The organism is Mucilaginibacter sp. GW821-FHT07G05 (genome assembly GCF_059418565.1).
The window spans coordinates 409,581-433,653 of sequence record NZ_JBWKQC010000005.1 but is presented as its reverse complement, the minus strand read 5'-3'; the positions used below and the strand labels follow the sequence as shown (position 1 = coordinate 433,653).

Below are 24,073 nucleotides of genomic sequence, written 5' to 3'. Positions count from 1 at the left end.
GTTTTAAATGTTAATTAGAAATTAAAACGCTTCCTGCAGATACCATCCCCTTCATTCATCAATCATCATTATGAAAAACGAAACCGGTACCGAACCAAAGTTCGCCACCAAAACTACCGCCACGGCGGAACCCGCCTTACTGGAGCTGTTCAAGGACGGCATAATGGACATTTACTGGGCCGAGAACCATTTGGTAAAAGGGCTTCCAAAAATGATCAAAGCGGCCACGTCTGCTAAATTAAGCAGCGCCATCGAAGACCATCTGGAACAAACTAAAAATCACGTCAGCCGCCTGGAAAAAGTATTTGAACTGCTGGGCGAAAAACCGCTTGCCAAAAAATGCGACGCTATGGAAGGGCTGAGTAAAGAAGGAGAGGGCATCGTCGAAAGTACCGAATCCGGTACCGCCACCCGCGATGTGGGCATTATCCTCGCCTCGCAAAAGATCGAACATTATGAAATTGCCACTTATGGCGGCCTGACGCAATTAGCTAAAACACTTGGGCTGGATGAGGTAGCTGAACTGCTGTATCAAACCCTGACCGAAGAAAAGGCAGCCGATCAGCTATTGACCGATGTCGCTGAAAACGACGTGAACTATAAAGCTTCAGAAGAAGCCTAACCTAATCCCAATACATAAGATAATGGCAACAAAAAAAGTCACCGGGAAAGGTGAAGATAAAACCGCCGATACAAAAAATGTTAACAAACGCACGCAACCCGTTAACGATAAGATAGAAAACCTTGCGCCACATACGTCGGACAGTACCGGCGAGTTCATGACCACTAACACCGGTTTGAAGATCAACGATGACCAGAACTCCTTGAAGGCGGGCGACCGCGGGGCGACCTTGCTGGAAGATTTTATACTGCGTGAAAAGATCACGCATTTTGATCACGAACGTATTCCGGAAAGGGTAGTGCATGCCCGTGGTTCGGGCGCCCATGGGGTGTTCAAGGTTTATGAATCCCAGTCTGCCGTTACCAAGGCATTATTTTTGAACGATACCGCAGCAGAAACGCCAGTGTTTGTTCGCTTCTCTACGGTTGCCGGTTCAAAAGGATCGACTGACCTCGCGCGTGACGTGCGTGGTTTCGCCGTACGTTTTTATACACAGGAAGGGAACTTTGATTTGGTAGGCAATAATATGCCGGTGTTCTTTATCCAGGATGCCATCAAATTCCCTGACCTGATCCATGCCGTAAAACCGGAGCCGGATAATGAAATTCCGCAGGCAGCTTCGGCGCACGACACTTTCTGGGACTTTATTTCCCTGACACCCGAATCTTCCCACATGATCATGTGGGCAATGAGCGATCGCGCGTTGCCACGCAGTTACCGCATGATGGAAGGGTTTGGTGTACATACTTTTCGTTTTGTAAACGCCGAAGGCGTAGCCAGCTTTGTTAAATTTCACTGGAAACCATTGTTGGGCGTACATGCCGTGGCCTGGGACGAAGCGCAGAACATATCGGGCAAAGACCCCGATTTTCACCGCCGCGACCTGTGGGACGCTATCGATAGCGGTGCATATCCGGAATGGGAGCTGGGTGTACAGATCGTGCCGGAAGAAGATGAATTCAAGTTCGAGTTCGACCTGCTCGACCCGACCAAGCTGATCCCCGAAGAACTGGTGCCTGTTCAACGTATCGGTAAAATGACACTTAACCGTAACCCGGATAACTTCTTTGCTGAAACGGAACAAGTGGCTTTTCACTTAGGGCATATAGTACCCGGCATCGATTTTAGTAACGACCCGCTCCTGCAGGGCAGGCTGTTCTCTTATACAGATACCCAGCTGACCCGTCTGGGCGGCTCGAATTTCCAGGAGATCCCGATCAACCGGCCCGTTGTTCCGGTACATAACAACCAGCGTGACGGCTTTATGCGACAAACCATCAACAAAGGCAAAACGGCTTATAGCCCCAATGCCATCGGTGGTAATGATCCAAGGCAGGCCAAAGAAGCGGAAGGCGGTTTTGTAAGCTATCCTGAACGTATTTCGGCCAGCAAAGTCAGGGCAAGAAACAAAAGCTTTTTCGACCATTTCAGCCAGGCCACGTTATTTTTCAATAGCCAGTCGGAACCGGAAAAGAACCACATTACCGATGCCCTAAGTTTTGAACTGGGCAAAGTAAAAACAGTGGCTATCCGTGAGAGGATGCTGGCGTTATTGGCGCAGATCGATAAAGGTTTGGCGGCAGCAGTTGCTTATGCTTTGGGCATTCATATCCCGGGGAACCTGGCTGAGCAGTTGAACCAAAACATCCCGGCAGATGGAGATCCTGCAGACTTCGCCTCCATACAGGTAGAAAGTTCCTTAGCACAATCACCTGTGTTGAGTATGGCGAATACCGTGAAAGATTCCATTCAAACCCGTAAGATCGCTATACTGGCCGCAGACGGCGTAAATGAAAAATCATTGACCGGTGTAAAGACAGCTATCGAAGCCGCAGGTGGTGTGGTTGAAGTGATCGCACCGCGCTTAGGATTCATTACCGCTGACAATGACCAGCAGATCCATGTGGATGAAAGCCTGCTTGGGGCTGCTTCGGTACTTTTCGACGCGGTATATGTACCCGGTGGAACCAATAGCGTAGCTTCGTTAGAAGCAGATGCGGATGCCATACATTTCCTGAACGAAGCTTTTAAGCATTGCAAGGCGATTGCCGCCGACAGTGATGCCGCGCAGGTTTTGGAAGCAACTTACTTCAGCAAAAAGTTACCGGATGAATACAGTGAAGATACCGTATTAGCAGAAGGAATTGTGGTAAGCGATGATGCTGATTACTTATCAGCGTTATTTATTAAAGCCATCGCCCAACACCGTTTCTGGGAACGGGAAAAACCGAGAAAAATCCCGGCATAACAAACCCGTCAAAAAAGCCGCTCCTGTTTCAGGGGCGGCTTTTTATTTATGCTAATAGCGAGAGTGCTTCCTGATTGCCCTGCTGCACCGCCAAATCAGTAACCGACAGACCACGTGTATCAACAATAGTTTTGTCGGCACCATGCCCGACCAACAGTCGCACCAGGTCATTTCTGCCGAACATGGCTGCGAACATCAGCGCCGTGCCGCCATTGCCGTGCTGGAGGTTCAGATCGGCACCGTGACCGATCAGCAAATCAGCGATATCAGGATAACCTTTAAAGGCAACACCCATCAACGCGGTATTACCGCCATTATCAGCCGCGTTAACATCCGCACCATTTTCAAGTAACAGCTTTGCAGCCTCATACTGGTTATTATAGCAGGCGATGATCAGCGGTGTATAACCTTTTTCATCCCTTGCATTTACATCCGTGCGTTGCCTAATTAATTCTTGAATCACGGCAACCTCGCCTTTGCGGGCTGCATGTATTAGTACGTCGTTGTAATTGGTCATTTGATAACTTTTACATTCAAAGGCACAACTGTACAGAATGTTTTAAAGAATAGTCTCTTTGTTGTTACCAGTCTTTAAGAAATCTTGAGCTTTGGTTAGATGCACGATCATAAACAGACGAACAATTGCAAAATCAAACTGTTACCCAAGCATGAATAATAGGATGATAATGGCGGCTGCCATTGCCGCTTTGGCCGTTGTTGGCTGCAATAACCCCAAGATCAAACAAGATAAATCCCGGCAGGATACGACTAAAAGCAATTCCGTTGTACCGGTTTCGCAAAACGCGATGACGTTGCCGGCACTGGATGCGCTGTTTTATGATAAAGAATTTACCGCTTCTTTAAAATCGCAATTAGGGTTAACCGCTTCCGAGATCGGGAAACTCCAGTCCGCGGCGCATACTTCAGTCCGCGATTTAAGCGAAGATGGGGTGGATGCAGGTTCGGCAAAAGCGGCTACGGAAACTTACGAGCAAAAAATCAAAGAGATTGTCGGCGAAGCGAAAGCACAGCAATTGCTGCAATTAGTGAATGACCGTTATAGTAAAGGTTTGGAAGGACTGGCACCTACCCAACCAAACTTCGTCCCGAAAGATACCCGGATCGTGGTCAACGCGCCTGCGTTTCGTTTAGATGTCTTCCGGGACGGGAAGTTGATAAAGACCTACCGTGTGGGAATTGGTTACCCGGAGTTTCCATTACCGACAGGCATGCGTAGCGCCGATACCCTTATCTTTAATCCAAGCTGGACACCGCCCGACGAACCTTGGGTAAGAGGTAAGTTCGCACCGGGCCGGAAGGTATCTGGAGCTAATGAAGATAATCCTTTAGGCGCGATCAAAATACCTATCGGGATGCCTTCGCTGATCCATGGCGGCAAGCCGTTGGAGAAAATTGGCAATTTCGCGTCACATGGTTGTGTGGGCATGACAAACAAACAAGTGCAGGATCTTACAGCATTAGTAGCACAGTTAGGTGGCTCAGAATTGACGGCCGCAGCTATCAGCCAATTGCGGAAAGCAGGAAACACCAAATCGGTTAAGCTCAAAAACCGTGTACCTGTAGACCTCCGTTATGAAACTATCGTGGCCGAAAACGGCTCTTTGCATATTTACCGGGATGTATATGAACGGGGTACGAACACGCCGGAAAACGCGAAAGCCATTCTGAAGATTTATGGCGTTGATTATAATGGACTAACTGAACAGGAAAAGAGCGATCTTGACAGTGCCCTGAATGAGATGAACCGGGATGCCAAAGGCAATGCCATTGCCGCGGACAGTCTGCCGGAATCAAAAGGCGGAGTACCTGGCAGCAAGATTTCCCGTTCAAAAAACGGCAAGGTGACACCACGTGTGAAAGGAGAAAAACAGATTCAAGTTTCAATAGCGGCATTACAGGGTAAAGGCTACCCGGCAGCGATTGACCTGGATACCGGAAACTAATCATTTGCGGAAATTCAATATTGCTATGTTTGGTTTACAGCACTTGTTGAGTTGTAATTTCTTGATTTGCGTACAATTTTTTTCCTGATCTGTACCGTAAAATTTAAATGGTATGTAAATTGTGTAGGTTATTTATCTATTTATAATTAAACAATAAAAACCATGAGATCATTATTGTACATCATAGCCGTCATCCTTATTATTGGATGGGCAATTGGAACTTTCGCTTATGCAGCGGGTAGTTTAATCCAAGTATTGCTGGTTATTGCCATTATTTCTATTGTATTGGGTGTAATACGCAGAGATACCACCACTATATAAAACAAGGACGCGTTGTATTTAAAACCCGGCCATTGCAGGCCGGGTTTTTTGTTTTAAAAAAGCTACTCCTGTCATGTTTATTTTTTAAAGCTTAAAATCATAAACAAAATATTTCATTGTAGTTAAATAAACAAACATTAAAACCAAAATCTACCATGAAAGCAGCAGTACTTCACAAACCCGGCGATATCCGTTACGATACCGTTGACGATCCGCGTATCGAACAGGATACCGACGTAATTTTAAGAGTTACTTCCACCGCAATTTGTGGATCTGACCTGCATATATTAAGCGGTGGTGTGCCGCAAACGCATCCCATGGTAATGGGGCACGAGTTTATGGGCGTTGTTGAAGAGGTGGGTAAGGGCGTTACTAAATTAAAGAAAGGCGACCGTGTGGTTGTGCCGTTCCCTATCTCCTGCGGACATTGTTTTTTTTGCCAGCATGAGGCTTCTCCGGCCTGTGAAAACTCCAATTATAAACATTACGGACCTAATGGAGACATGACCGATCAGAAAGGTGCAGCCTTGTTTGGTTATACCGATTTATATGGCGGTTATTCAGGCGGACAGGCCGAGTACGTGCGCGTACCTTATGCCGATATCAGCCCGCGTATTGTACCTGATAACATGAGCGATGAACAAGTACTGTTCCTGACTGATATTTTTCCGACAGGTTGGTCGGCGATAGACTGGGCGCAGCTGAAAGGGGGTGAGGTAGTCGCCATTGTCGGATCGGGCCCGGTTGGTCTGATGGCACAGAAAGCCGCCTGGTTGAATGGCGCCAGCAGAGTAATTGCCATTGATCCTCTAAACTACCGTTTGGAGAAAGCCAAAGCGGTTAATAAAGTAGATACGCTAAATCCTAACGAAGTAGATGTGGTAGAAGCTATAAGGGAAATGACCGGCCGCCGCGGTGCCGACGTTTGTGTGGATGCGGTAGGTTTTGAACCGGAACGTAATATTCTTGACAAAGCGAAAGCGCTGTTCAATTTGGAAGTTGGCAGTATGAAAGTACTGGATATGGCTTTTAAAGCAGTTCGCCGCATGGGTACTGTTTCTATCATGGGCGTTTATGGTTCTACGTATGATAATTTTCCGTTACACCGTGTATTTGACAAAGGCATTACGCTGAAAATGGGCCAGGCACCGGTATTAAACCACATTGATAAATTGATTGAGCTGGTAAAAGAAGACAAAGTGGTGCTGGATGATATCATTACCCATACACTGCCGCTCAGTGAAGTAACGCATGGCTACGAGATTTTTGACAAGAAAGAAGAAGACTGCGTGAAAGTGGTATTAAAGCCTTGGGAGCAGCGCAAGGAAACCGAAAATAAAGAACCTATAAAAATAGAGAACTAATGGAAAATAAAAAGACGGCGTTAATTACAGGAGGCACCAGCGGTATTGGAAAAGAACTGGCTAAACTGTTCGCCAAAGATCAATATAACTTAATTATCGTAGCCCGTAACCAGGCCGACCTGGACAGCACAGCAGCTGAATTGCGTAGTACGGGCGTCGACGTGCAGACAATTGCCAGGGACCTTTCGGATATGGAGCAGGCAAAAGCATTGTGCAACGAGATGAATACGCCCATTGATGTGCTTGTTAATGATGCGGGTATGGGCGTTTACGGATTGTTTAAAGATAATGAACTGGAGCGAGAGTTAAATATCATACACCTGAACATTTGTGGCACAGTGATACTGACAAAGCATTTTGTGAAACAAATGGCCGAACGCGGGGATGGCAAGATTTTAAACCTGGGTTCTGTTGCCGGTAAGCTGCCGGGGCCATGGCAGGCAGTGTATCACGCCACTAAAGCATTCGTATTATCCTTTACAACGGCCATTCGCGAAGAGTTAAAAGATTCCGGGATCACCTTTACCGCGCTGATGCCAGGCGCAACCGATACTGATTTCTTTAATAAAGCCGGGATGACTGATAGCAAAGTGATACAGGATAAAGAAGCCTTGTCAGATCCTGCAGATGTGGCCAAAGACGGTTATGATGCTTTGATGGCCGGTGAAGACCGTGTGATTTCGGGTTTAAAAAATAAGGTAAAGGTGAATATGAGCAATCTGATGCCTGACAGCGCCGTAGCGCATACCATGTACGAACAACAACAACCTGTAGAACAACAATCAAACGACAACAAAAATTAACTACCATCCATCTATGGAAAATACAACAGTTCCGGAAAAAATAGCTACCAAGGCCTATGGCGCATCTGGTGCATTAATTGGAGGGGAAATCCTTAAACCGATGGAGTTTGAGCGTGATGCCCCGCAAGTAAACGAAGTTTTGATTGAGGTGCTCTATTGCGGCGTTTGTCACTCGGATGTACACAAGGTGAAGAATGACTGGAAGAATACGATATACCCTTGTGTACCGGGGCATGAAGTGATTGGGCGGGTAGCTTATGCAGGTAAAGCCGTTACCAAATTTAAAGTGGGCGATATTGTCGGCGTAGGCTGTATGATCGACAGCTGTAAAAGCTGCTCTGCTTGTGATGAAGGGGAAGAACAATTTTGTGAACACCCACACGGACCTACTATGACCTACAACGGCTACTTTGTACCGGATGGATCCGGATACAATACCTTTGGCGGTTATTCCAACAATTTGATTGTTAAGGAAGATTTCGTATTGCGCATACCTGAGAATCTGGATATCACAAAGGCGGCACCTATACTTTGCGCGGGTGTAAATACCTATTCTCCGCTAAATCATTGGGGGGTTAAAGCCGGTGATAAAGTGGCTGTGGTAGGTATCGGCGGCCTTGGCCATATGGGCGTTATGATAGCTAAAGCCATGGGAGCCGAAGTAACAGCCATTACAACTAAGGAAGGGAAACGTGCTGTAGCGCAGCAACTGGGCGCAGATCATGTGATCGTTTCAGAGAACGAGGAGGAAATGAAACAATACGAAAAGTATTTCAACTTTATTTTAGTCACCATTCCTGATCCGTTTGATGTTACACCTTACATCTCGCTAATCCACCGCAGGGGAAATATAGTTACTGTTGGTTTACTGGCGCCTTATAAAACACCACTGAACAACATGGAACTGGCATCCCAGGCCCGTAGTGTAGGCGGTTCTTTAATTGGTGGTATCGCCGAAACACAGGAAGTGCTTGATTTTTGTGCAGCGCATTATATTCTGCCGCTGGTGGAAACGATCAATATTCACGATATCAACGAGGCCTACGAAAAAATGAAGGATGATGATGTGCGTTTCCGCTATGTCATCGATATGAATTCTATCAAATAATAATCTATCAAATAACCACCTATGAAAAAGACCATTGTTTTTATACACGGCATGTTCCAAAATCCGGTAAGCTGGGAAAAATGGATTGCCTATTTTAATTCAAAAGGTTACGACTGTATCGCGCCGGCATGGCCGCTGCATGAAGGTAGCCCAATTGATTTAAGAAACAACACTCCCGCCGGGCTGGGCGATTTGCATTTACAAACCATTGTGCACGCCATGGAACAGTTAGTGACCTCATTACCCGAAAAACCGATCGTTATCGGCCATTCCGTAGGCGGACTGATCACCCAGTTATTAACCGCGAAAGGACTGGTTGATATAGGCGTTCCCATCGATTCCGTTGCACCGAACGCGATGCTTGCCTTTGACTGGGGTTTTATGAAGAACAGCACGTTAATTGCAAATCCTTTTAAAGGCAACGAACCATTTCTGATGGACCTGGAAAGTTTTCAGGGATCCTTTTGCAATACCATGAGTGCCGAAGCAACTGAAAAGGCATATAATGAAACCGCTACCCACGATAGTCGTAACGTGCTGCGTGATTGTATGGGTGAAGCCGGACAGATCGACCTTGACCTGCCGCACGCACCTTTATTATTCATTGGGCAAGTAGTACCACAGAACAACGCAAACAGTTTGCGAAGTGTTGCAAATAAACGCCTCACTATCATATAGTTGATGTGTTTTTGGTTGGTGTTCTTTGTTGTTCTTTGGTGTTGTTGTGGTTAAATTTGTTACCTATTAATTACCGAAAATCAATTTTGTTACCGGTAGAAAATGCAGGCGAAATAAGGTAGTCCGGATTACCTCTAATTCCGTCTAATTCATCTTAATTACAAGCTTTTCCGTATAAATGATTTTTTATGCGGGAATAAAGAGCAGAAGGAATGGGCTGTCAGGAGCCATGGTGAGCCGTGGTTTATATATCCTTTACAGTTCAGGAAGTGCTTTTACTTTAGCATGAAAATTTATTTATTGTATAGCGCGGGGGCTCCTCAAAAGATATGGTCATACCAGCGCTGGTCTGTCGACAGGATGCTGATGCCTGGTGGTTCCGGAGGTAGTGCCGCCTGCGAGATCTTGATTAGTTCCCCGAACTTCGTCATTCTACAGCGTAACATATAAAAGATTAAAAATGTCATACATTGGTGACATCTATCGTATTTTTGTGGCAAATGGCGAATGCTACACTAATTATAATAAGTGCAGTAAAGGTACTGAATGAAGACTTTTACGCCCCAATGGAAAAAATTGCGGATGCTGCCGGCGTGAATAAACGTACACTTTACAGATATTTTAAAGACAGGGAATCACTGATCTCTGCTTGTTATGCAGATATGCTGCAAACTTGGTACGATGCTATGCTCACAGCTTACAATAAACATACCGACCCCATAATGCAATTAGAGGAGATGCTTTATGCCGCTATCGACTGTGGGGTTAAGTATATCTTTTTAACAAACATGGCTGATAGGACCATAAACACCGATCAGTTTGATAAAGGCAAGATAATCAAATACGAACAAGCCAGAGACAAATGGTTCAGCATTGTACCTGATCTGCAAATCAAAGGATTGATCGATGGCAAACTATCCGGGCCCTGGATCAGGATCCTATTTGTGAACATAGTGCGGACGAGCGTACAGGCTTTGGACTCCGGAGATGTTGCTCCAAACGATCTGAAACGGCTTTCCTGGCTATGCTTTAGCCGGAGCATCGGCATTAATAAATAACTACATAACTCTTTACCTATGATACATTCCTTCCTGCTTATAGGGCAGTCAAATATGGCGGGCCGCGGTATCCTAAATGCTGTACCGCCTATCATCAACGGATCTATTAAAATGCTACGCAACGGCCGGTGGCAAATGATGGCAGAGCCTATACACAATGATCGCTCAACAGCCGGCGTTGGGCTTGCATCGTCTTTTGCCGCCTGCTGGCAATCAGATCATCTACATGATGAGATAGGGCTCATCCCTTGTGCTGATGGTGGTACCAGTCTTGAGGATTGGCAAATTGGCGGGGCACTTTTTGATCATGCTGTAGCACAAGCTAAACTTGCGCAACGTAGCAGCAAGTTATCTGGTATTTTATGGCATCAGGGAGAAAATGATTCTTCTTCTGAATTAGCTGCAGTGTATCCGGGAAAGTTTGAGGTGATCATCAATGAATTGCGTAAGCAATTAACAGCACAAGAAGTCCCACTCATCATTGGCGCTTTAGGTGATTTTTTACCCGATGGTCTATATGGCTCCTATCTCAAAGACTACGGGTTAGTTGATGATGCTTTGTTTTCTTATGCACGCTCAAGCAGTAATTGCTATTTTGTTACTGCAAAAGGTTTAACAGCCAATGAAGATCAACTTCACTTTAATGCTGCGTCGTTAAGAAAACTGGGCGTACGTTACTATCATGCTTTTAAACATCAGGCTGATATTACCGCACCACTGCCCAATGAGGATGGATTGCTTAAATTGATTTATGACCGACCGTTATCACAAAAAGAACAGGCATTTATTGCAGAGAACCTTTTCGCATCTGGTAAGATATCACTGAACCAGTTCCGGGAGCAAATGAAGATATTGACAGGTCGTTAGTATCACTTGGTCAAAAGGTGTGCTAAAGAAGGATGGCGACGCTGATCACTAATAATTATGACCTTTCTTTATATGAATGGTCACAATAACGCAAAAGTCCCTGATCGGATCAGGGACTTTAAATTGCAGTTTTATCGATGAAAAAACTCAGATTACAAAAGAAGTTACCTGACTGATCATTCCATCCTTAAAACGCCAAACATCGCAATAGGAACTCTTTTTTGATTCGCCGTTTTTTTCTATCACTAACTGACCAAGCTCAACTACCATATCATCCTCTTTGATGGAATTTTCTGTTGTAAAAGTAATTCCATCATAAGCTGAGCTGATGTATTTAAGAAGTTCGATCTTTCCATTGAAGGTGCTGCCACCGACGTTTTCCCATTTGATATCTTCGGTGCAGCACGTGATGAATTCTTCATATTTTCCTTCCCCCAAAACTTTGTTCGCCTTTAAGAAAATATCTTGATTACTCATAACTGATCTTTGTTTAATGATTGTTTTAATTGCCTATCTGTACACCAATCTTCCCATAGAAATCTTTATCACCCTCTTTAAATTCAAGCAGGCTATGCGCCTTACCTATTTCCGACAATGGGAAAATTTTGTTTAACACTGGTTTCAGCTTTCCGGACTCTATGAGTTTTGTGAGTTCGTCCAATTTATTTCTGCTTTGCCTGGTAAATACAAAATGGTAAGTGGCATTTTTACCCCATGCGTAAATCAGGTTTTGAGGTTTTTCAATATCAACTAATGTTACAACCTGTCCCATTTGGCTTAAAACCTTACCGCTGTCTGAAAGTGTGTTACCGCCTAAAGTATCGATCACCACGTCCACGCCTTGGTTGTTCGTCAATTCAAGGATCGCATCGATATAATTTTCCTTTTCATAGTCAATGATATGATCTGCTCCCAATCCTTTCAAAAATTCATGGTGTACAGTTCTCGCCGTTGTGTAAACGACCGCACCCATAGCCTTTGCCATTTGAATAGTGGGTATGCCTACGCCGCCTGCGCCGCCATGTATCAGGATAGTTTGATTGATCTTCAGTTGTGCCCTGGTGTAAAGCATTTCCCAGGCAGTGCCTGCTGCTAATGGAAAAGTAGCGGCTTCCAGATGGCTTACGTTCTTCGGTTTGATACCGATGATGGATTCTTTCGCAACATGATATTCTGCATAGCTTCCATTCCCGTTAAAAATTTCCGGCGTATAATATACCTCGTCGCCCACCTTAAAATTTTTAACGCCTGTTCCAATCTCTACAATCACACCCGACACATCATGCCCGGTAATAACCGGAAGCTGCAGATCATTTTTATAATCTCCCCGGCGAACCTGGAAATCCAGTGGATTCACTGATGTTGCCATCACTTTTACTAATACTTCGTCCACTCCCGGTTTTGGGGTTGGCACTTCAGATATTTCAAACTTTTCAACCGAGCCGAACTCGTTTAGCACTGCTGCTTTCATAATACATTTAGTTATTTAGGTAAATTCCTAAGTTTATATTTAAAAAATTTATAAGTTCTCTTTGATCAACTGAGCTAATTGCTGTATCGCTTCTTCATTACGTTTATAATAGGTCCATTGATCTTTTCTTGTAGCCATCAAAAGGTCTGCTACTGCCATGTTTTTAAGATAAACTGAAACCGTAGGAACAGACATTTTTGCCTTTTTAGCGATATCTGACACACACACACCTAATGATGGATTATAATCAGCCAACTCTTCGGCCGGAAAATAAGTAAAGGGATCTTTCAACCAGGTAAGGATATCCAAACGAGTTTGATTAGATAATGATTTAATAACTTCCAGCAATTTCATAGAACAAATTTAGGTATTTACCTAAATACCTACAAGCTAACTTTTGAGAATTTACTCTTTTATGATAAAAGCTCGGTAAGCCTTTTTATTCAATGCGCATGAATACCACACTTGAAAATATCGCCAGCTATGCTTTGCTCAACCTGCTACATGTACAGGCAGAACTATTTGACCCCAGTTAACTCGCCAACGGAGCCTTGTATCTGTAAAGCTGCCGTTTGATCCGGCTTAAGGAGTCTTTATTGATACCCAGGTACGAAGCGATGTCCCGTTGCGGGAATCGTTCTATCAGATCTGGATGACAGGCAACGAAGTCCTTATACCGATCCTCAGCAGTGACGCTGATCGCCGCGTTGATCCGACGCTGACAGGCGATGATATCCCTGCTATCCAGTTCGCGCAACATTTGAGAACAGGCGGGTATCTTTAAAATATCGATCAGGTCAGACCTTCTGATCAGCAGCATTTCGGTATCCTCGACGGCCTCAATGAAGTAAATGCTCGGCGTGTACATGAGGTAACTCTCGCGATCTCCGATCCACCCGTGTTCGATTCCGAGACAGACTATATGCAGACCGCCTTTCTGATCCAGGAAATACTGCTTCATTGCGCCCTTGGTGATGAAAGCATAAAACTTGCAATGGCTTCCCGGCTGAAGCAGATACTGTCTTCTCCGAACTTTGTACGGAGTTAGTGCATTTCTGATCAGCGCTCTTTCATCTTCCGTTATCGGGCTGTAATTGAAGCCCTGTAAATAGTTAAAAAACACTTCATACATAGGCAGGTTGTATTATCCTGGTCGGTTAAGGTGAATGGATCATGAATTTACCCCGTGTGTTTAGTACGGGTCAAAGCATTTAAGTTCCTGCGGAACTCCAATGGAGAAATGTTCGTTTTTCTCCGGAACAGCTTGTTGAGCGATTGTGGGTGTTTAAATCCTAACTGGTAGGCAATTTCCGAAACGGTCAGATCAGTCACGGATAGATACTCTTTTGCTTTATCGACCAGCTTTTCCTGGATATGATGCAATGCGCTCTCGCCGGTCAACGACCTCAGCAGATCACTGAAATAGTGGGGTGAAAGGTTAAGCCTGGCCGCTAAATATTCAACGGTAGGTATGCCGTTTTTTAAAGCGTCTTTCCCGTCGAAATGGTCATTCATCAACTGTTCCATTTTAGCGAGAATGGCATGACTGACAGTCTTGCGGCTGATAAATTGCCTTTCATAAAAGCGGTTACTATAACTCAATATCAGTTCGATCTGCGCAAGGATAACCTCCTTCGAGTGCTTATCAGCCTGCTGTAGTTCCTCCTCTATTTTCAAAAATATCTCACCGATACATTTTTCTTCTTTTTCTGATAAATGCAATGCCTCGCCGGTCATATAAGAAAAGAAACCATAAGTTCTGATCTTGGATGCCAGCGGGTGATCGTGCAGGAATTCAGCGTGAAAAAATAAAGCATAACCGGCGTCCGTCCCTTTCTCATAGGTCGGCGGGCCATCGAGTGACATGACCTGTTTCGGACAGATAAACGTCAATATCCCTTTCTCGTGATCATATTCCTGCTGACCATACTGCATCCTGCTTTTGACATTACGTTTCAAAGCGATACAATAAAAATTGAGGGAAAAACGCTTCCAAATCGGATCGTCCACCGCACGGACATCCGCCACCCTTACCATGCTGATCAAAGGATCGAGCGGCTCCGGTAAAGATAGCAGACGGTGTTTATCCGTAATAGTGCTGATAATTTCCATTCGGGATAGCTGTATTTATTTTAAGCAGGCCATTCGCGATATGCGCCGGCCTCACAATCATTTACCCAGTATTTGTTCTCTGATCTCTATTCTCGAAGCTTCACTTCCAATCTCCATCCGCCTGTTATACGCTGCCCGGGCATCGCGTGTAGGAATATATGTGACTTGGTCTTTGTCATCCGTGGCGGCTTCATAAACAACCTCGGCGACCTTTTCAGGAGAGACAGCCTGTGACATCATACTCTCTGTCATCGCATATAGCCTATCTTCAAGTTCCTTGTAGGCGGAATGCGAATTCTTATCCAGCGACCTGCCTAAAAAATCTGTGGCCACCGCGCCGGGTGCTATGGTCTTGATCCGGATGTTATGTAAGCCCAACTCGAACGACATACTTTCAGACCAGCCCTGAACACCAAATTTCGCGGCATGGTAGATGGAATGCAAAGGAAAAGCCAATAATCCACCCATCGATGTGGTGCTGATAAAAACCCCGCTTTTCCTTTCCCTGAAATGCGGAATAAAGGCCTGCGTTACCATGATCACCCCCACAAGGTTAGTGTTTAGCTGCTTCAGAATCTGTTCCTCGCTAAATGCTTCCATGGCACCCATAAGGCCATAGCCGGCATTGTTGAACACCACATCCACACTGTGAAGCCTTATTGCTTTTTCTGCCGTTTGCCTGATTTGTTCCAGGTCGGTCACGTCCAGCGGTAATAAGGTAACATTCGCCAGTTGGTTAAGTTCTTTTTCTTTTGCCGGCTCCCGCATGGTAGCAATCACATTCCAGCCCTTTCCCTGAAACAATTTGGCTGTTGCTTTTCCAAGCCCGGTGGAAGCCCCGGTAATAAAGATCGTTTTATTCATATGCAGAAAATTCAGATGTACACGGACCGCTGCCGTACAGACAAAGCCGCTAAGCAAATTTACCTGAGAAACACTTTTGCGCACTAACCAGACCGCTGATTCTTGTATCCCTATTGGGTATTTTACTTTTCTTGATCTAAATGATCAATATCTTCGTCTCGAAAGTTGCCCGATGAGAGGTTTGTTCTTTTTGTTGCTGACTGCATTGCTTACGTTGGAAGAAAAAGGTCGTCAGGCTGTTACTTCAGTAAGTACATGCCGTTCCCCAATGATCATCTGCCGATGTTTTGCTCCCCATTTGGCAAGATCATGGATAAGATCCTGCAGCGACCAGCCATAGTCGGTCAGATTATACTGAACCGTCACAGGCTGCGTATCAAGTACCGTCCTTTTGATCAGCTTGTTCATTTCCAGTTCTTTGAGTTCTTTGCTTAACTGTTTGTTGGAAATACCGTTAAGGTCGTTCAGGATGTCTGAGAACCTTCGCTTGTTGTAATAACACATTGAAGAAAGTATGGAGATTTTCCATTTTCCATTTAAAACATCCATAGCGTCATGAATCGCCATGATATCCGCTTTGTGACATATTTGCTCTGCCATAAGTTACTTGGTTACCCGAAATATACTGTTACTTTTAGTTACAAAGTAACGTAAATAAATAAACTGTTCCTAATTTTGCATGGTATTTAAAAATTAAAACAATGAGTTTTTCAAACAAGAATGTAATTATAACCGGCGGAAGCCTGGGGATCGGTTTTGCTACGGCAAAGGCATTTATTGAGAATGGTGCGAACGTACTGATCACCGGCAGAAACCCGGAGACGCTGCAGAAAGCGGCCGAAGAGATCAACAGTCCGAACTTACAAACTCTGGCAGCCGATACTTCGGATATGAACGGCATTGCGGCACTGGAAAAATGGGTAGCCGATAGCGGTAAAAAAGTTGATGTGCTGTATCTTAATGCAGCTATCGCAACCTTCATGCCTATATTGTACGTTACAGAAGCTGACTTCGACGCGCAGTTCAATACGAACGTTAAGGGGCACTTCTTCACCCTGCAAAAGCTGATTCCGCATTTGGTAGACGGCGCCTCTGTGATCTTCACCTCGTCTGGCGTGGTTACAGCCGCAAGTACAGCAGGCAGCGTTTACTCCGCAACTAAAGCTGCGTTGAACAAGATCGCTGATATTGCGGTGAACGAACTGGCTGAAAGAAAGATTCGTGTAAATATCGTTAGCCCTGGCCCAATAAAAACCCCCGGACTGCTTTCTGTGGTAGATGCTGACACGCAAGATTACCTGGCCTCAAAAAATGCCCTTCAAAGATTAGGGAATGCTGAAGAGGTTGCCAACACCGTGTTGTTCCTGGCCTCTGACGGTGCCGGCTACATCAATGGCGCCGATATCGCTGTAGATGGTGGTTCAATTCAGTATATGCTTAGATAACAAATTATATATTACGCAAGTGAAGAAATGGCCGGCAGTTCAAGCTTCCGGCCATTCTGTATTAGAAATCACAAAAAGTCGGGATAATATATCAAACCTGTATTGTTACCGGCCAACATTAACACAAAAAGACAATGGAAAAAAGAGAAATAAACCCTTGGACATGGCAGGACGATCGTAACTATGTACAGGCCGTGGAGGTAAGGAATGTGCAAAGCACACTTTATTGTGCCGGACAGGCCGCAGTTCATCCTGACGGAACATCGAGCAACGCGGATATGAAAACGCAATTGCTGCTGGCCATTCGTAACCTGGAAACTGTTATAGCCGAATCCGGTTATGAATTGAAGAATATCGTCAGACTGAATGTTTACACAACATCGAATGACGAGTTTCTGCCTCACTTCGATGTCCTTAAAGATTGGGTAGCAAAAAACGGTATCCGCCAAGCCTTAACGCTTTTTCAGGTGACTAACCTTTTTGAAACCTTAAAGATCGAACTGGAAGCTACCGCTGTAAAGTAATATCGAACTGGAAGCTACCGCTGTAAAGTAATAAGGCCTGGCCGAAGCTTCAGAATATTTGCCGGAGCGGCATGTTGTGGGCCGCTATTTGCGTGCAGAATTACAAATGGCTGCATTACGGTAAAAAGATACTGGAGAACGGAACAAATTGATATATCCGAAGTCGACCGCTGCCCAGGCATCGAAGTTGCCGATGTTCTGCCGTTTCATATCTTTTGGGCGCAGGTATTATAGATCAGTTACATCTCCGTCAGGCTGTTTAAGAGCAATGTTTTCGGCTGAAAGGTCACACAAAGGTCCGAACGTAATTTGCCATGTAAGGTACTACGGGGAAAAACATATTGGGTATCTTCCGGGTGTCGGCGATATTCCCGAGGTCGGAACTCCAGCCGGACAGCCAAGTCGTCCGTGGTACCACCCTGATCAGATGACGCCGCGGACGACAGAGCTTTCCGAAAAAACTACCAGCGCAGGGTTTCCACGAAGAACGAACCGTTCTCCATCATTGCATCGAAGAACTGCTGCTTGGTATCAAGACGGTTCCAGTCCCGTTGCAATTCACAGGCAAACTGTGTCACTGATGACAGCTGCACCCCAGCTTGCTCCATGCGGCGTAAGGCTACCTCATGTGCGATGGGCGAAGTACCGCCGACCGCATCGACGATGGTATAGATCTCGTAACCTTCTTTCAGCAAGTCCAGCGCCGGAAAGCATAGGCAGACCTCGGTCCACAGGGCGCAGATAACCAGTTTCTTTTTGCCGAGTGCTTTTATCGCGTCTTGGAACTCTTTGTCCTCCCACGAATTGACGGTTGTCCGATCCAGTTCCGTAACATCCGGTAACACCGACCGGAGATGACCGATGGTCGGTTTATTGATACCCGTCGCCACGTTGACGGTAGTCAGGACGATGGGCAGCCCGAAGGCTTTGGCTACCTTGGCTACGATGACGATATTTTTAACCAGCTCCTGATGATCCATGGACCTTACGGAATTGATTTGCAGGGGTTGATAATCGATAAGGATCAGCGCGGAATTTTCCGGAGTGATCAGGTGATCCTCTTTGGGATCGCGGATGGGGGTAATGCTACTCATGTCAGATGAAATTAAATGGTTAAACTGATGTCGGTATCAGGGTCAGCCAGGCGCTTTGTGGCCCGGTCTGCACTCAAATCTCCGCAACAGGATGCCGCCGAAAGATGACCTATGCCATAAAATAAGGTAGACCTAAGTCTACTTTCTCGGATCGGCCTTATGTAACCCCAGTTCACCGGCAGCAGTTTAGTCACGCGTAAAGGCCTATTCTCCCGAATGGCCTTCAATAATCACTATTTTTTTTACTGCTTCCGATCACTTTTTACCATATGATAAACAGATTTGGCTGAATGTTAATGAACTTTACTTCAGTATTTTAACATCTATATTATGAGTAAAAAAATTGTACTGATAACAGGAACGAACAGCGGCTTCGGCTGGCTGACCGCCCACAGTGTCGCCGCCCTCGGGCACCAGGTATACGCTACGATGAGGGACATCGCCGGCAAGAACGCAGAACGGGCAAATGAATTATCACAGCTCGGGAACGTGACCGTGCTCGACGTGGAACTGACGGATGACGCGAGCGTAAAAAAGGCGATCGACAGCATCATCGCTAAAGAAGGCAGGATAGACGTATTGGTGAACAATGCCGGTGCCAGCATGTTTGGGCTGGCAGAAACCACGACCGTCGCCGACATCCAGCGCATGCTGGACATCAATCTGCTGAGCCCGTGGCGTACGACCAAGCTTGCACTGCCGGCCATGCGTGAACGGTCGGAAGGCTTGATCATCAACGTTACCAGCGGGTTTGGGCGCGTAAGTTTTCCCTATTTCACCGCTTACTGCGCCTCGAAATATGCGCTGGAGGGATTGAGCGAAGGCCTGTATTATGAACTGCGACCGCTGGGTATCGACCTGGCGATCCTGGAACCGGGCGGTTTCCCGACCGAAATGGGCACCAAAGCACAGTTCGGAAGCGACGCGTCTATCGCTGAAAGCTATAGAGCCCTTGACGGGTTTCCGGAGAAGATCTTTGCCGCTATTGGCCAGTTATTCGAGACTCACAAACCTGATCCGCAGATGGTCGCCGATGCCGTGGTCGAACTGATCGGTCTGCCAAAAGGAGCGAGACCTTTGAGAACAGTGGTCGACCCGACGACCGGAGAATTTATGAAAGCAATCAACGCCGCGCAGCAGGTCGAACTCGAAAAGGCCATGGAGGCGTATGGGCTGAAAGAGCTTTTAGCGTAAGTGCCTTCTCATCTTCATATTGCAGGCCGGCCCCTCACCTCCAGGCATTAGCCGAAGAGTATGAAGGACCGGCTTCCTTTATCTAAAACAGCCTATTTAAGCGATATCCGATCATGAATGATCATATAAAAGGTCTACTTCCTAATAATGTGGTCGTGGACGGTGCTATCGCGACTGACGGCCATTACCCGAACGGCAGGCTTGACGAAGGAATTTATCTCTATAACAGGATCTTACCGGTGATAGGGGTGGGCGATAAGGCACCGGACTTAACCTGTTCAATCGACCTGATTTTTATCCTCCCTGATGGCAGCTGTTATACCGGCACCTGCATCCGTGAAAAATGCCGGGCCTGCCAAAAGAAAAATCTCGTTCACTGCGTTGAAGCGAGTCAGCCCGGCGGAACGTAGCTGATCCTGAGACCGGTATTCGCTGACGATACCCTTGACGACGTTGGTCTGTACCAGGGCGGTCTTCGATGAGATACCCGCGTCCTTCAGATCGCTGGCGAAAGCGAAATTCGTTACCCCCAATTTCAGCGCTTCACGCAGCGCCATGCGCCCCACCTCGGTCATGATACTTTCGTTGAAAGCGTTGCGATCACCCAAACCGATCAGCAGCAGCTTTTTTCCGGCGATCATGCCGGAGGGGAGATCAAGGAAGAACGTCGTCAGGTATTTGCCGCTGAACTTTCCGCTTTTACGGATGGCGGTCAGCTGCCCTTTCAGGGCCTCGTCAAGATGTACAAGACCATTAAGCTCGGCGGACAGCGCCGGCGGAGACTTGAAGATGTCGCCTTCGGTGTATTCAAAGACACAGGCAATCTGAAGGTCGGCCGTTGCCGAGGACGGCCCCTGTACCAGGCCGGTAAATCTGATACCATCGACGGTGCCCCAGGTCTTCGAGGTACCGACCGGGATGGTGGCCTGCTGAGAGAAACCGGATGAGCAAGGTAGCAGGAGCGCCAGTACGATCAGCGCTTTAAATGTTATTTTAGAAAGGTTGTTTTTCATGTTATCTGGTTTTAATATGAACGGATCAGAAACGGAGGTGCACCTGGTAACTCATGAACAGCCCATCTTTGTGAGCGGGGATGATATCGTTGATGAAAGCACCGGTTTTAAAGTATTGAACGCCGGAGTTAAAGGACAGGTATTTACTGACGCTCCATTCGACGCCCGAGAGGAACACCGTACCGATGTAGCGTTCGGACGATCCGCGTGAACCTGTGCTGAACCTACCATTTGGCCGGTAAACGCCATCATTGAGGGAGTAGCGCCAGTTGAGCACCACATCCAGCGTCAGTGTCACTTTTCTGCCCATGTTCCGGGTAAGATAAGGGTGAATAGCGATGAGGTTCACCGGGCCTAACTGGGGATTGAACCCGAAATAGCCCGCTTTAGGATAGATCGGGTTAAAGGTCTGCAACCTGCCGTCATCCGGCGAACTGTCGCCGGAAATATAATCGTTCTTAAGTCCTGCAAGCGGTTCTCCCCTGATATCCGCGAACCGCCAGGACAGATCGATAGAGCCGGCCCAGGCCTGTATCGAACGTTCGCCGAAACTCCCGGACTGGAGTGCCCCTTCAATATTATAATTGAAGCCCTTATCCGAATGCCCGAGGCGAAAGCCGAACGTGTGCCTTGTTTCGCCGGCAACGCCTTCCTCGTATTCCAGCTGCGGCGCACGAAAACCGATATAATAAAGATCGAGGTCGCGTTTTCCCGGGAACGATCTGGTACCGTAGGCTCCCCATAAGCCAGGTGTAGACGATGTGCTGTTGTCGAACACGCCAGGTCTGACCTGCGCGGCCGCCATTACGAAGGCATCGATCTTCAGGACGGCGTCAGCATACATCGCCCTTGCACCGTCGAAATACAACCGCGCGTTCGGGCCGTCCTGCACCGAGATCAGCCGACCTGTACCGTAGTTGATCTCCTGGCGTCCGAGGCGGAACGTCAGGGAAGATCCGCTGGTGGAGCGGAAAGGCATTGCATCGGCGAACAGGTTCTGAACGTTCAGCATATCCTCGTCGATGGGCCGCGGGCCGTTGTTCCTCCCGGCCTCCAGCGCGCTTCTTAGCTGCCCGAAAAGACGAAAGCGGTCGCTGAGGTGCAGGTCGGCATGGAGATGGAACCTGGATGTAACATAAGGGTCGGTGCCGAGTCCCGACTCGCCCCAGTCTTCGTTACGTACATAATCGTACTCGGCCCTGAACTCCCCGCCGAAAGACAGATAGGACGATCCGTCGGTCTTGCGCGAGAGAGGCAGGTATTTTAAAGAGCCGTAAGCGTTACGGACCGTATCTTTTAGATAGGTATAGTCCTCATCGAAGCGCATTAGCTTGAATGACTGAGCTACGGCCGAATGCGTCACCGGTAAAAGAAAAATGATGAGAAATACCCTTTTGATCACCGCCATATCATTTGTGCTGATAACCCCCGAAATATTTTACGGGCGACCATTCCGGGATCACCGGCAGCGCGGTCGGCGCAACCGAGCGGTATTCATTATTCCCGTAGACCACTTTGCCGTTCACGATGGTCAGCAGGGCCGTTACCGATTTGATCTCATCTTCCTCGATCTTGAAGTAATCCTTATCCAATATAACGAGGTCCGCAGCATAGCCCTTTTGTATACGGCCTTTGTCGGGCTCCCTGATGAGGTCATAGCCACCGGTCGTGGCCAGCCTAAGAGCGGTCGTCCGGTCGAGGATATTCTCGGGGGCCATCACCTGCGTACCGCCTACCGTGCGGCCGGTCGTGATCCAGTATAAGGCAACCCATGGGTTATAGCTCGCTACGCGTGTACCGTCGGTACCCAATCCGACTGGCAGCCCGAGGCCGAGCATCTTCTTTACAGGCGGTACGCCCAGTGCTGCGATCTTACCGTAACGATGGATAAAACTCTCTCCCTGGTAGGCCATCCGGTGCTGGATAGCGATGCCGCCGCCGAGGGCTTTGATCCGCGCCAGGTTCTCGTCCGACACGGTTTCGGCGTGGTCGAAGAACCAGACCAGACCTTTAAGCGGTGTTTCACGATCGACCTCCTGAATGACGCCCAGGAACCTGGTGATGCTTTCATTGTAAGTGGCATGGATTCGGAAAGGCCAGCGCTTCGTAACCAGCAGCCGGAGCACCTCTTTCAGGCTTTTCTCCATGGTTGGCGGCAGTTCGGGACGCTGAAAAAGAAAGTTCTCAAAATCCGCGCCGTCGGATACCAGGTTCTCACCGCCGCCTTCGACATGATAATCGATCGTATTGATCCCATTGCGGTTGCTATGATCGTCGATGGTGACCATACCCAACCATTTCGTGTAGTCCTGAAGCTCGGTCCCTTTTTTCTGGGCAAAAAGATAGAATGGCAAACGAACGGTGATCTTTCCCTGTTTATTCAGCTGGTCCGTGATCGTATAGTCGTCCGGAAAATTCTGGAAGCCGCCCCCCGCGTCCATCACCGCGGTTACGCCGAGCCTGTTGAGTTCCGTCATGAATTGCAGCGTGGAATTGACCTTTTCTTCCGGCGAAAGCTCCGGGAGTTTCGCCAGCGTGGAATACAGGATAAAAGCATTTGGTTCCGCCACCAGGTAACCAGTCGGCTCACCGTCGTTGCCCTTCTCCATCAGACCTCCCGGCGGGTTCGGCGCATCCCCGTTAAGCTGCAGGGCCTTTACGCCGGCCTTATTAAGCCAGGCCTTGCCGTACAAATAGAGTATGAATGCCGGTACATCACCGGTCGCCGCGTTGATCTCTTCAGCCGTGGGAAGCCTTTTTTCGGTGAACTGGTATTCGTTCCAGCCGCCTACCACGCGCACCCATTGTCCCTTCGGGGTCCGTGAGGCTTGCTCTTTCAGCATTTGCAGAGCACGCTTAAGAGACGTTACACCGTCCCAGCGCAGTTCGGCGTTGTAGAAACGCCCCGCGCGGATCATGTGCTGGTGGCTGTCGAACAATCCGGGGATCACGCGCCTGCCGCGCGCATCGATGACCTTCGTCTTCGAAGTTCTCAGCCTCAGCACCTCCACGGCGGTACCTGTTCGAAGTATCTCGTTGCCGGAAATAGCAACAGCCTGAACTTCCGTGTTCCGGTCATCCAGGGTAGATATCCGGCCATTGGTGATGATCATGTCCGCTTTCTGGGCGAAAGCCGTTCCGCTCGCTAACAACGTCAACAATAAATAATAATATGTTCTCATAGGTATATTCCTCAAAAAAGGCAGGCGATGGGCCTGCCCCGGTTATCGAATCAGTGCTTCAGCATGTCTTGCGCATATATATATATATCCTGCCCGTATGCGCCGCGCTGTATCCGTTTAAGCAGCTTATTCTGGTTGTTC

The 24,073-nt window shown here is 47.2% G+C and carries 25 protein-coding genes; 13 read left to right on the top strand and 12 right to left on the bottom strand.

The window, feature by feature from the left end:
* Positions 1 to 70: 70 nt before the first annotated feature.
* Both AC07NA_RS15485 and AC07NA_RS15480 read left to right on the top strand, forming a co-directional pair.
* On the top strand, positions 71 to 622 hold the full coding sequence (locus AC07NA_RS15485; protein WP_494898496.1) for a YciE/YciF ferroxidase family protein: 552 nt from the start codon (positions 71 to 73) through the stop codon (positions 620 to 622).
* 22 nt (positions 623 to 644) lie between these two features.
* Positions 645 to 2,870 carry a catalase gene (locus AC07NA_RS15480; RefSeq protein ID WP_494898495.1) on the top strand — a complete coding sequence of 742 codons (2,226 nt, stop codon included), beginning with the start codon at positions 645 to 647 and terminating at the stop codon, positions 2,868 to 2,870.
* A gap of 46 nt (positions 2,871 to 2,916) precedes the next feature.
* On the opposite strand, the gene AC07NA_RS15475 is transcribed toward AC07NA_RS15480, so the two are convergent.
* Entirely contained in the window at positions 2,917 to 3,387 is a 471-nt protein-coding gene (locus AC07NA_RS15475) for an ankyrin repeat domain-containing protein (RefSeq protein WP_494898494.1), read from the bottom strand.
* A 151-nt stretch (positions 3,388 to 3,538) separates the two neighbouring features.
* Here AC07NA_RS15475 and AC07NA_RS15470 point away from each other — a divergent pair, with 151 nt between their 5' ends.
* The 8 genes from AC07NA_RS15470 to AC07NA_RS15435 all read left to right on the top strand — a co-directional run bounded on the left by AC07NA_RS15470 (position 3,539) and on the right by AC07NA_RS15435 (position 11,033).
* A complete protein-coding gene (locus tag AC07NA_RS15470; RefSeq protein ID WP_494898493.1) occupies positions 3,539 to 4,834 on the top strand; it encodes a L,D-transpeptidase in 1,296 nt (431 codons plus the stop codon).
* 162 nt (positions 4,835 to 4,996) lie between these two features.
* A complete protein-coding gene (locus AC07NA_RS15465; RefSeq protein WP_494898492.1) occupies positions 4,997 to 5,155 on the top strand; it encodes a lmo0937 family membrane protein in 159 nt (52 codons plus the stop codon).
* Between the two features lie 155 nt (positions 5,156 to 5,310).
* Positions 5,311 to 6,519 carry a zinc-dependent alcohol dehydrogenase gene (locus AC07NA_RS15460; RefSeq protein ID WP_494898491.1) on the top strand — a complete coding sequence of 403 codons (1,209 nt, stop codon included), beginning with the start codon at positions 5,311 to 5,313 and terminating at the stop codon, positions 6,517 to 6,519.
* Entirely contained in the window at positions 6,519 to 7,322 is an 804-nt protein-coding gene (locus tag AC07NA_RS15455; protein ID WP_494898490.1) for an SDR family NAD(P)-dependent oxidoreductase, read from the top strand. The genes AC07NA_RS15460 and AC07NA_RS15455 overlap by 1 nt, the downstream gene beginning before the upstream one ends.
* Before the next feature lie 13 nt (positions 7,323 to 7,335).
* Positions 7,336 to 8,430, top strand: coding sequence for an NAD(P)-dependent alcohol dehydrogenase (locus AC07NA_RS15450; RefSeq protein ID WP_494898489.1), 1,095 nt, complete (start codon positions 7,336 to 7,338; stop codon positions 8,428 to 8,430).
* 21 nt (positions 8,431 to 8,451) lie between these two features.
* Entirely contained in the window at positions 8,452 to 9,108 is a 657-nt protein-coding gene (locus AC07NA_RS15445) for an alpha/beta fold hydrolase (RefSeq protein ID WP_494898487.1), read from the top strand.
* Between the two features lie 566 nt (positions 9,109 to 9,674).
* Positions 9,675 to 10,166, top strand: a complete 492-nt coding sequence (locus AC07NA_RS15440) for a TetR/AcrR family transcriptional regulator (RefSeq protein ID WP_494898485.1) — start codon at positions 9,675 to 9,677, stop codon at positions 10,164 to 10,166.
* Positions 10,167 to 10,184: 18 nt separating this feature from the next.
* Positions 10,185 to 11,033, top strand: coding sequence for a sialate O-acetylesterase (locus tag AC07NA_RS15435; protein ID WP_494898484.1), 849 nt, complete (start codon positions 10,185 to 10,187; stop codon positions 11,031 to 11,033).
* A gap of 147 nt (positions 11,034 to 11,180) precedes the next feature.
* Here AC07NA_RS15435 and AC07NA_RS15430 read toward each other — a convergent pair whose 3' ends face one another.
* The 7 genes from AC07NA_RS15430 to AC07NA_RS15400 all read right to left on the bottom strand — a co-directional run bounded on the left by AC07NA_RS15430 (position 11,181) and on the right by AC07NA_RS15400 (position 16,080).
* Complete coding sequence (locus tag AC07NA_RS15430) at positions 11,181 to 11,510, bottom strand: nuclear transport factor 2 family protein (RefSeq protein WP_494898482.1); 330 nt, start codon at positions 11,508 to 11,510, stop codon at positions 11,181 to 11,183.
* 25 nt (positions 11,511 to 11,535) lie between these two features.
* Positions 11,536 to 12,504, bottom strand: coding sequence for a zinc-dependent alcohol dehydrogenase family protein (locus AC07NA_RS15425; RefSeq protein ID WP_494898481.1), 969 nt, complete (start codon positions 12,502 to 12,504; stop codon positions 11,536 to 11,538).
* A gap of 48 nt (positions 12,505 to 12,552) precedes the next feature.
* Entirely contained in the window at positions 12,553 to 12,858 is a 306-nt protein-coding gene (locus AC07NA_RS15420) for an ArsR/SmtB family transcription factor (protein WP_494898480.1), read from the bottom strand.
* Between the two features lie 178 nt (positions 12,859 to 13,036).
* Complete coding sequence (locus AC07NA_RS15415) at positions 13,037 to 13,636, bottom strand: Crp/Fnr family transcriptional regulator (protein ID WP_494898479.1); 600 nt, start codon at positions 13,634 to 13,636, stop codon at positions 13,037 to 13,039.
* A gap of 47 nt (positions 13,637 to 13,683) precedes the next feature.
* A complete protein-coding gene (locus AC07NA_RS15410) occupies positions 13,684 to 14,616 on the bottom strand; it encodes a helix-turn-helix domain-containing protein (RefSeq protein WP_494898478.1) in 933 nt (310 codons plus the stop codon).
* A gap of 57 nt (positions 14,617 to 14,673) precedes the next feature.
* The gene (locus tag AC07NA_RS15405) at positions 14,674 to 15,480 is read right to left on the bottom strand and encodes an SDR family oxidoreductase (RefSeq protein ID WP_494898477.1); all 807 of its coding nucleotides are present in this window, start codon (positions 15,478 to 15,480) and stop codon (positions 14,674 to 14,676) included.
* A 231-nt stretch (positions 15,481 to 15,711) separates the two neighbouring features.
* Complete coding sequence (locus tag AC07NA_RS15400; protein ID WP_494898476.1) at positions 15,712 to 16,080, bottom strand: winged helix-turn-helix transcriptional regulator; 369 nt, start codon at positions 16,078 to 16,080, stop codon at positions 15,712 to 15,714.
* Positions 16,081 to 16,181: 101 nt separating this feature from the next.
* On the opposite strand from AC07NA_RS15400, the gene AC07NA_RS15395 reads away from it, so the two are divergent.
* Both AC07NA_RS15395 and AC07NA_RS15390 read left to right on the top strand, forming a co-directional pair.
* Positions 16,182 to 16,925: an SDR family NAD(P)-dependent oxidoreductase gene (locus AC07NA_RS15395; protein ID WP_494898475.1), complete on the top strand. Its 744-nt coding sequence runs from the start codon at positions 16,182 to 16,184 to the stop codon at positions 16,923 to 16,925.
* A 134-nt stretch (positions 16,926 to 17,059) separates the two neighbouring features.
* The gene (locus AC07NA_RS15390; RefSeq protein ID WP_494898474.1) at positions 17,060 to 17,449 is read left to right on the top strand and encodes a RidA family protein; all 390 of its coding nucleotides are present in this window, start codon (positions 17,060 to 17,062) and stop codon (positions 17,447 to 17,449) included.
* A 461-nt stretch (positions 17,450 to 17,910) separates the two neighbouring features.
* On the opposite strand, the gene AC07NA_RS15385 is transcribed toward AC07NA_RS15390, so the two are convergent.
* The gene (locus AC07NA_RS15385) at positions 17,911 to 18,543 is read right to left on the bottom strand and encodes a hydrolase (RefSeq protein WP_494898473.1); all 633 of its coding nucleotides are present in this window, start codon (positions 18,541 to 18,543) and stop codon (positions 17,911 to 17,913) included.
* 330 nt (positions 18,544 to 18,873) lie between these two features.
* Between AC07NA_RS15385 and AC07NA_RS15380 the strand changes: the two genes are divergently transcribed.
* Positions 18,874 to 19,737 (top strand): SDR family oxidoreductase, encoded by an 864-nt coding sequence (locus AC07NA_RS15380; RefSeq protein WP_494898472.1) that lies wholly within the window; start codon positions 18,874 to 18,876, stop codon positions 19,735 to 19,737.
* Between the two features lie 278 nt (positions 19,738 to 20,015).
* On the opposite strand, the gene AC07NA_RS15375 is transcribed toward AC07NA_RS15380, so the two are convergent.
* Genes AC07NA_RS15375 through AC07NA_RS15365 form a run of 3 tightly spaced genes read right to left on the bottom strand, consistent with a single transcriptional unit; the run spans position 20,016 to position 23,932 of the window.
* The gene (locus AC07NA_RS15375; RefSeq protein ID WP_494898471.1) at positions 20,016 to 20,750 is read right to left on the bottom strand and encodes a M17 family peptidase N-terminal domain-containing protein; all 735 of its coding nucleotides are present in this window, start codon (positions 20,748 to 20,750) and stop codon (positions 20,016 to 20,018) included.
* Positions 20,751 to 20,775: 25 nt separating this feature from the next.
* Positions 20,776 to 22,158, bottom strand: a complete 1,383-nt coding sequence (locus tag AC07NA_RS15370) for an alginate export family protein (RefSeq protein WP_494898470.1) — start codon at positions 22,156 to 22,158, stop codon at positions 20,776 to 20,778.
* A gap of 1 nt (position 22,159) precedes the next feature.
* Positions 22,160 to 23,932 carry an amidohydrolase gene (locus tag AC07NA_RS15365; protein WP_494898469.1) on the bottom strand — a complete coding sequence of 591 codons (1,773 nt, stop codon included), beginning with the start codon at positions 23,930 to 23,932 and terminating at the stop codon, positions 22,160 to 22,162.
* Positions 23,933 to 24,073 lie beyond the last annotated feature (141 nt).

Coding starts and splice junctions, on each gene's coding strand:
- AC07NA_RS15455 (WP_494898490.1), top strand. CDS start 6,519: ATGGAAAATAAAAAGACGGCGTTAATTACAGGAGGCACCAGCGGTATT.
- AC07NA_RS15405 (WP_494898477.1), bottom strand. CDS start 15,480: ATGAATAAAACGATCTTTATTACCGGGGCTTCCACCGGGCTTGGAAAA.
- AC07NA_RS15475 (WP_494898494.1), bottom strand. CDS start 3,387: ATGACCAATTACAACGACGTACTAATACATGCAGCCCGCAAAGGCGAG.
- AC07NA_RS15370 (WP_494898470.1), bottom strand. CDS start 22,158: ATGGCGGTGATCAAAAGGGTATTTCTCATCATTTTTCTTTTACCGGTG.
- AC07NA_RS15380 (WP_494898472.1), top strand. CDS start 18,874: ATGAGTAAAAAAATTGTACTGATAACAGGAACGAACAGCGGCTTCGGC.
- AC07NA_RS15450 (WP_494898489.1), top strand. CDS start 7,336: ATGGAAAATACAACAGTTCCGGAAAAAATAGCTACCAAGGCCTATGGC.
- AC07NA_RS15440 (WP_494898485.1), top strand. CDS start 9,675: ATGGAAAAAATTGCGGATGCTGCCGGCGTGAATAAACGTACACTTTAC.
- AC07NA_RS15385 (WP_494898473.1), bottom strand. CDS start 18,543: ATGAGTAGCATTACCCCCATCCGCGATCCCAAAGAGGATCACCTGATC.
- AC07NA_RS15480 (WP_494898495.1), top strand. CDS start 645: ATGGCAACAAAAAAAGTCACCGGGAAAGGTGAAGATAAAACCGCCGAT.
- AC07NA_RS15470 (WP_494898493.1), top strand. CDS start 3,539: ATGAATAATAGGATGATAATGGCGGCTGCCATTGCCGCTTTGGCCGTT.
- AC07NA_RS15430 (WP_494898482.1), bottom strand. CDS start 11,510: ATGAGTAATCAAGATATTTTCTTAAAGGCGAACAAAGTTTTGGGGGAA.
- AC07NA_RS15400 (WP_494898476.1), bottom strand. CDS start 16,080: ATGGCAGAGCAAATATGTCACAAAGCGGATATCATGGCGATTCATGAC.
- AC07NA_RS15460 (WP_494898491.1), top strand. CDS start 5,311: ATGAAAGCAGCAGTACTTCACAAACCCGGCGATATCCGTTACGATACC.
- AC07NA_RS15435 (WP_494898484.1), top strand. CDS start 10,185: ATGATACATTCCTTCCTGCTTATAGGGCAGTCAAATATGGCGGGCCGC.
- AC07NA_RS15390 (WP_494898474.1), top strand. CDS start 17,060: ATGGAAAAAAGAGAAATAAACCCTTGGACATGGCAGGACGATCGTAAC.
- AC07NA_RS15375 (WP_494898471.1), bottom strand. CDS start 20,750: ATGAAAAACAACCTTTCTAAAATAACATTTAAAGCGCTGATCGTACTG.
- AC07NA_RS15415 (WP_494898479.1), bottom strand. CDS start 13,636: ATGTATGAAGTGTTTTTTAACTATTTACAGGGCTTCAATTACAGCCCG.
- AC07NA_RS15485 (WP_494898496.1), top strand. CDS start 71: ATGAAAAACGAAACCGGTACCGAACCAAAGTTCGCCACCAAAACTACC.
- AC07NA_RS15445 (WP_494898487.1), top strand. CDS start 8,452: ATGAAAAAGACCATTGTTTTTATACACGGCATGTTCCAAAATCCGGTA.
- AC07NA_RS15365 (WP_494898469.1), bottom strand. CDS start 23,932: ATGAGAACATATTATTATTTATTGTTGACGTTGTTAGCGAGCGGAACG.
- AC07NA_RS15465 (WP_494898492.1), top strand. CDS start 4,997: ATGAGATCATTATTGTACATCATAGCCGTCATCCTTATTATTGGATGG.
- AC07NA_RS15395 (WP_494898475.1), top strand. CDS start 16,182: ATGAGTTTTTCAAACAAGAATGTAATTATAACCGGCGGAAGCCTGGGG.
- AC07NA_RS15420 (WP_494898480.1), bottom strand. CDS start 12,858: ATGAAATTGCTGGAAGTTATTAAATCATTATCTAATCAAACTCGTTTG.
- AC07NA_RS15425 (WP_494898481.1), bottom strand. CDS start 12,504: ATGAAAGCAGCAGTGCTAAACGAGTTCGGCTCGGTTGAAAAGTTTGAA.
- AC07NA_RS15410 (WP_494898478.1), bottom strand. CDS start 14,616: ATGGAAATTATCAGCACTATTACGGATAAACACCGTCTGCTATCTTTA.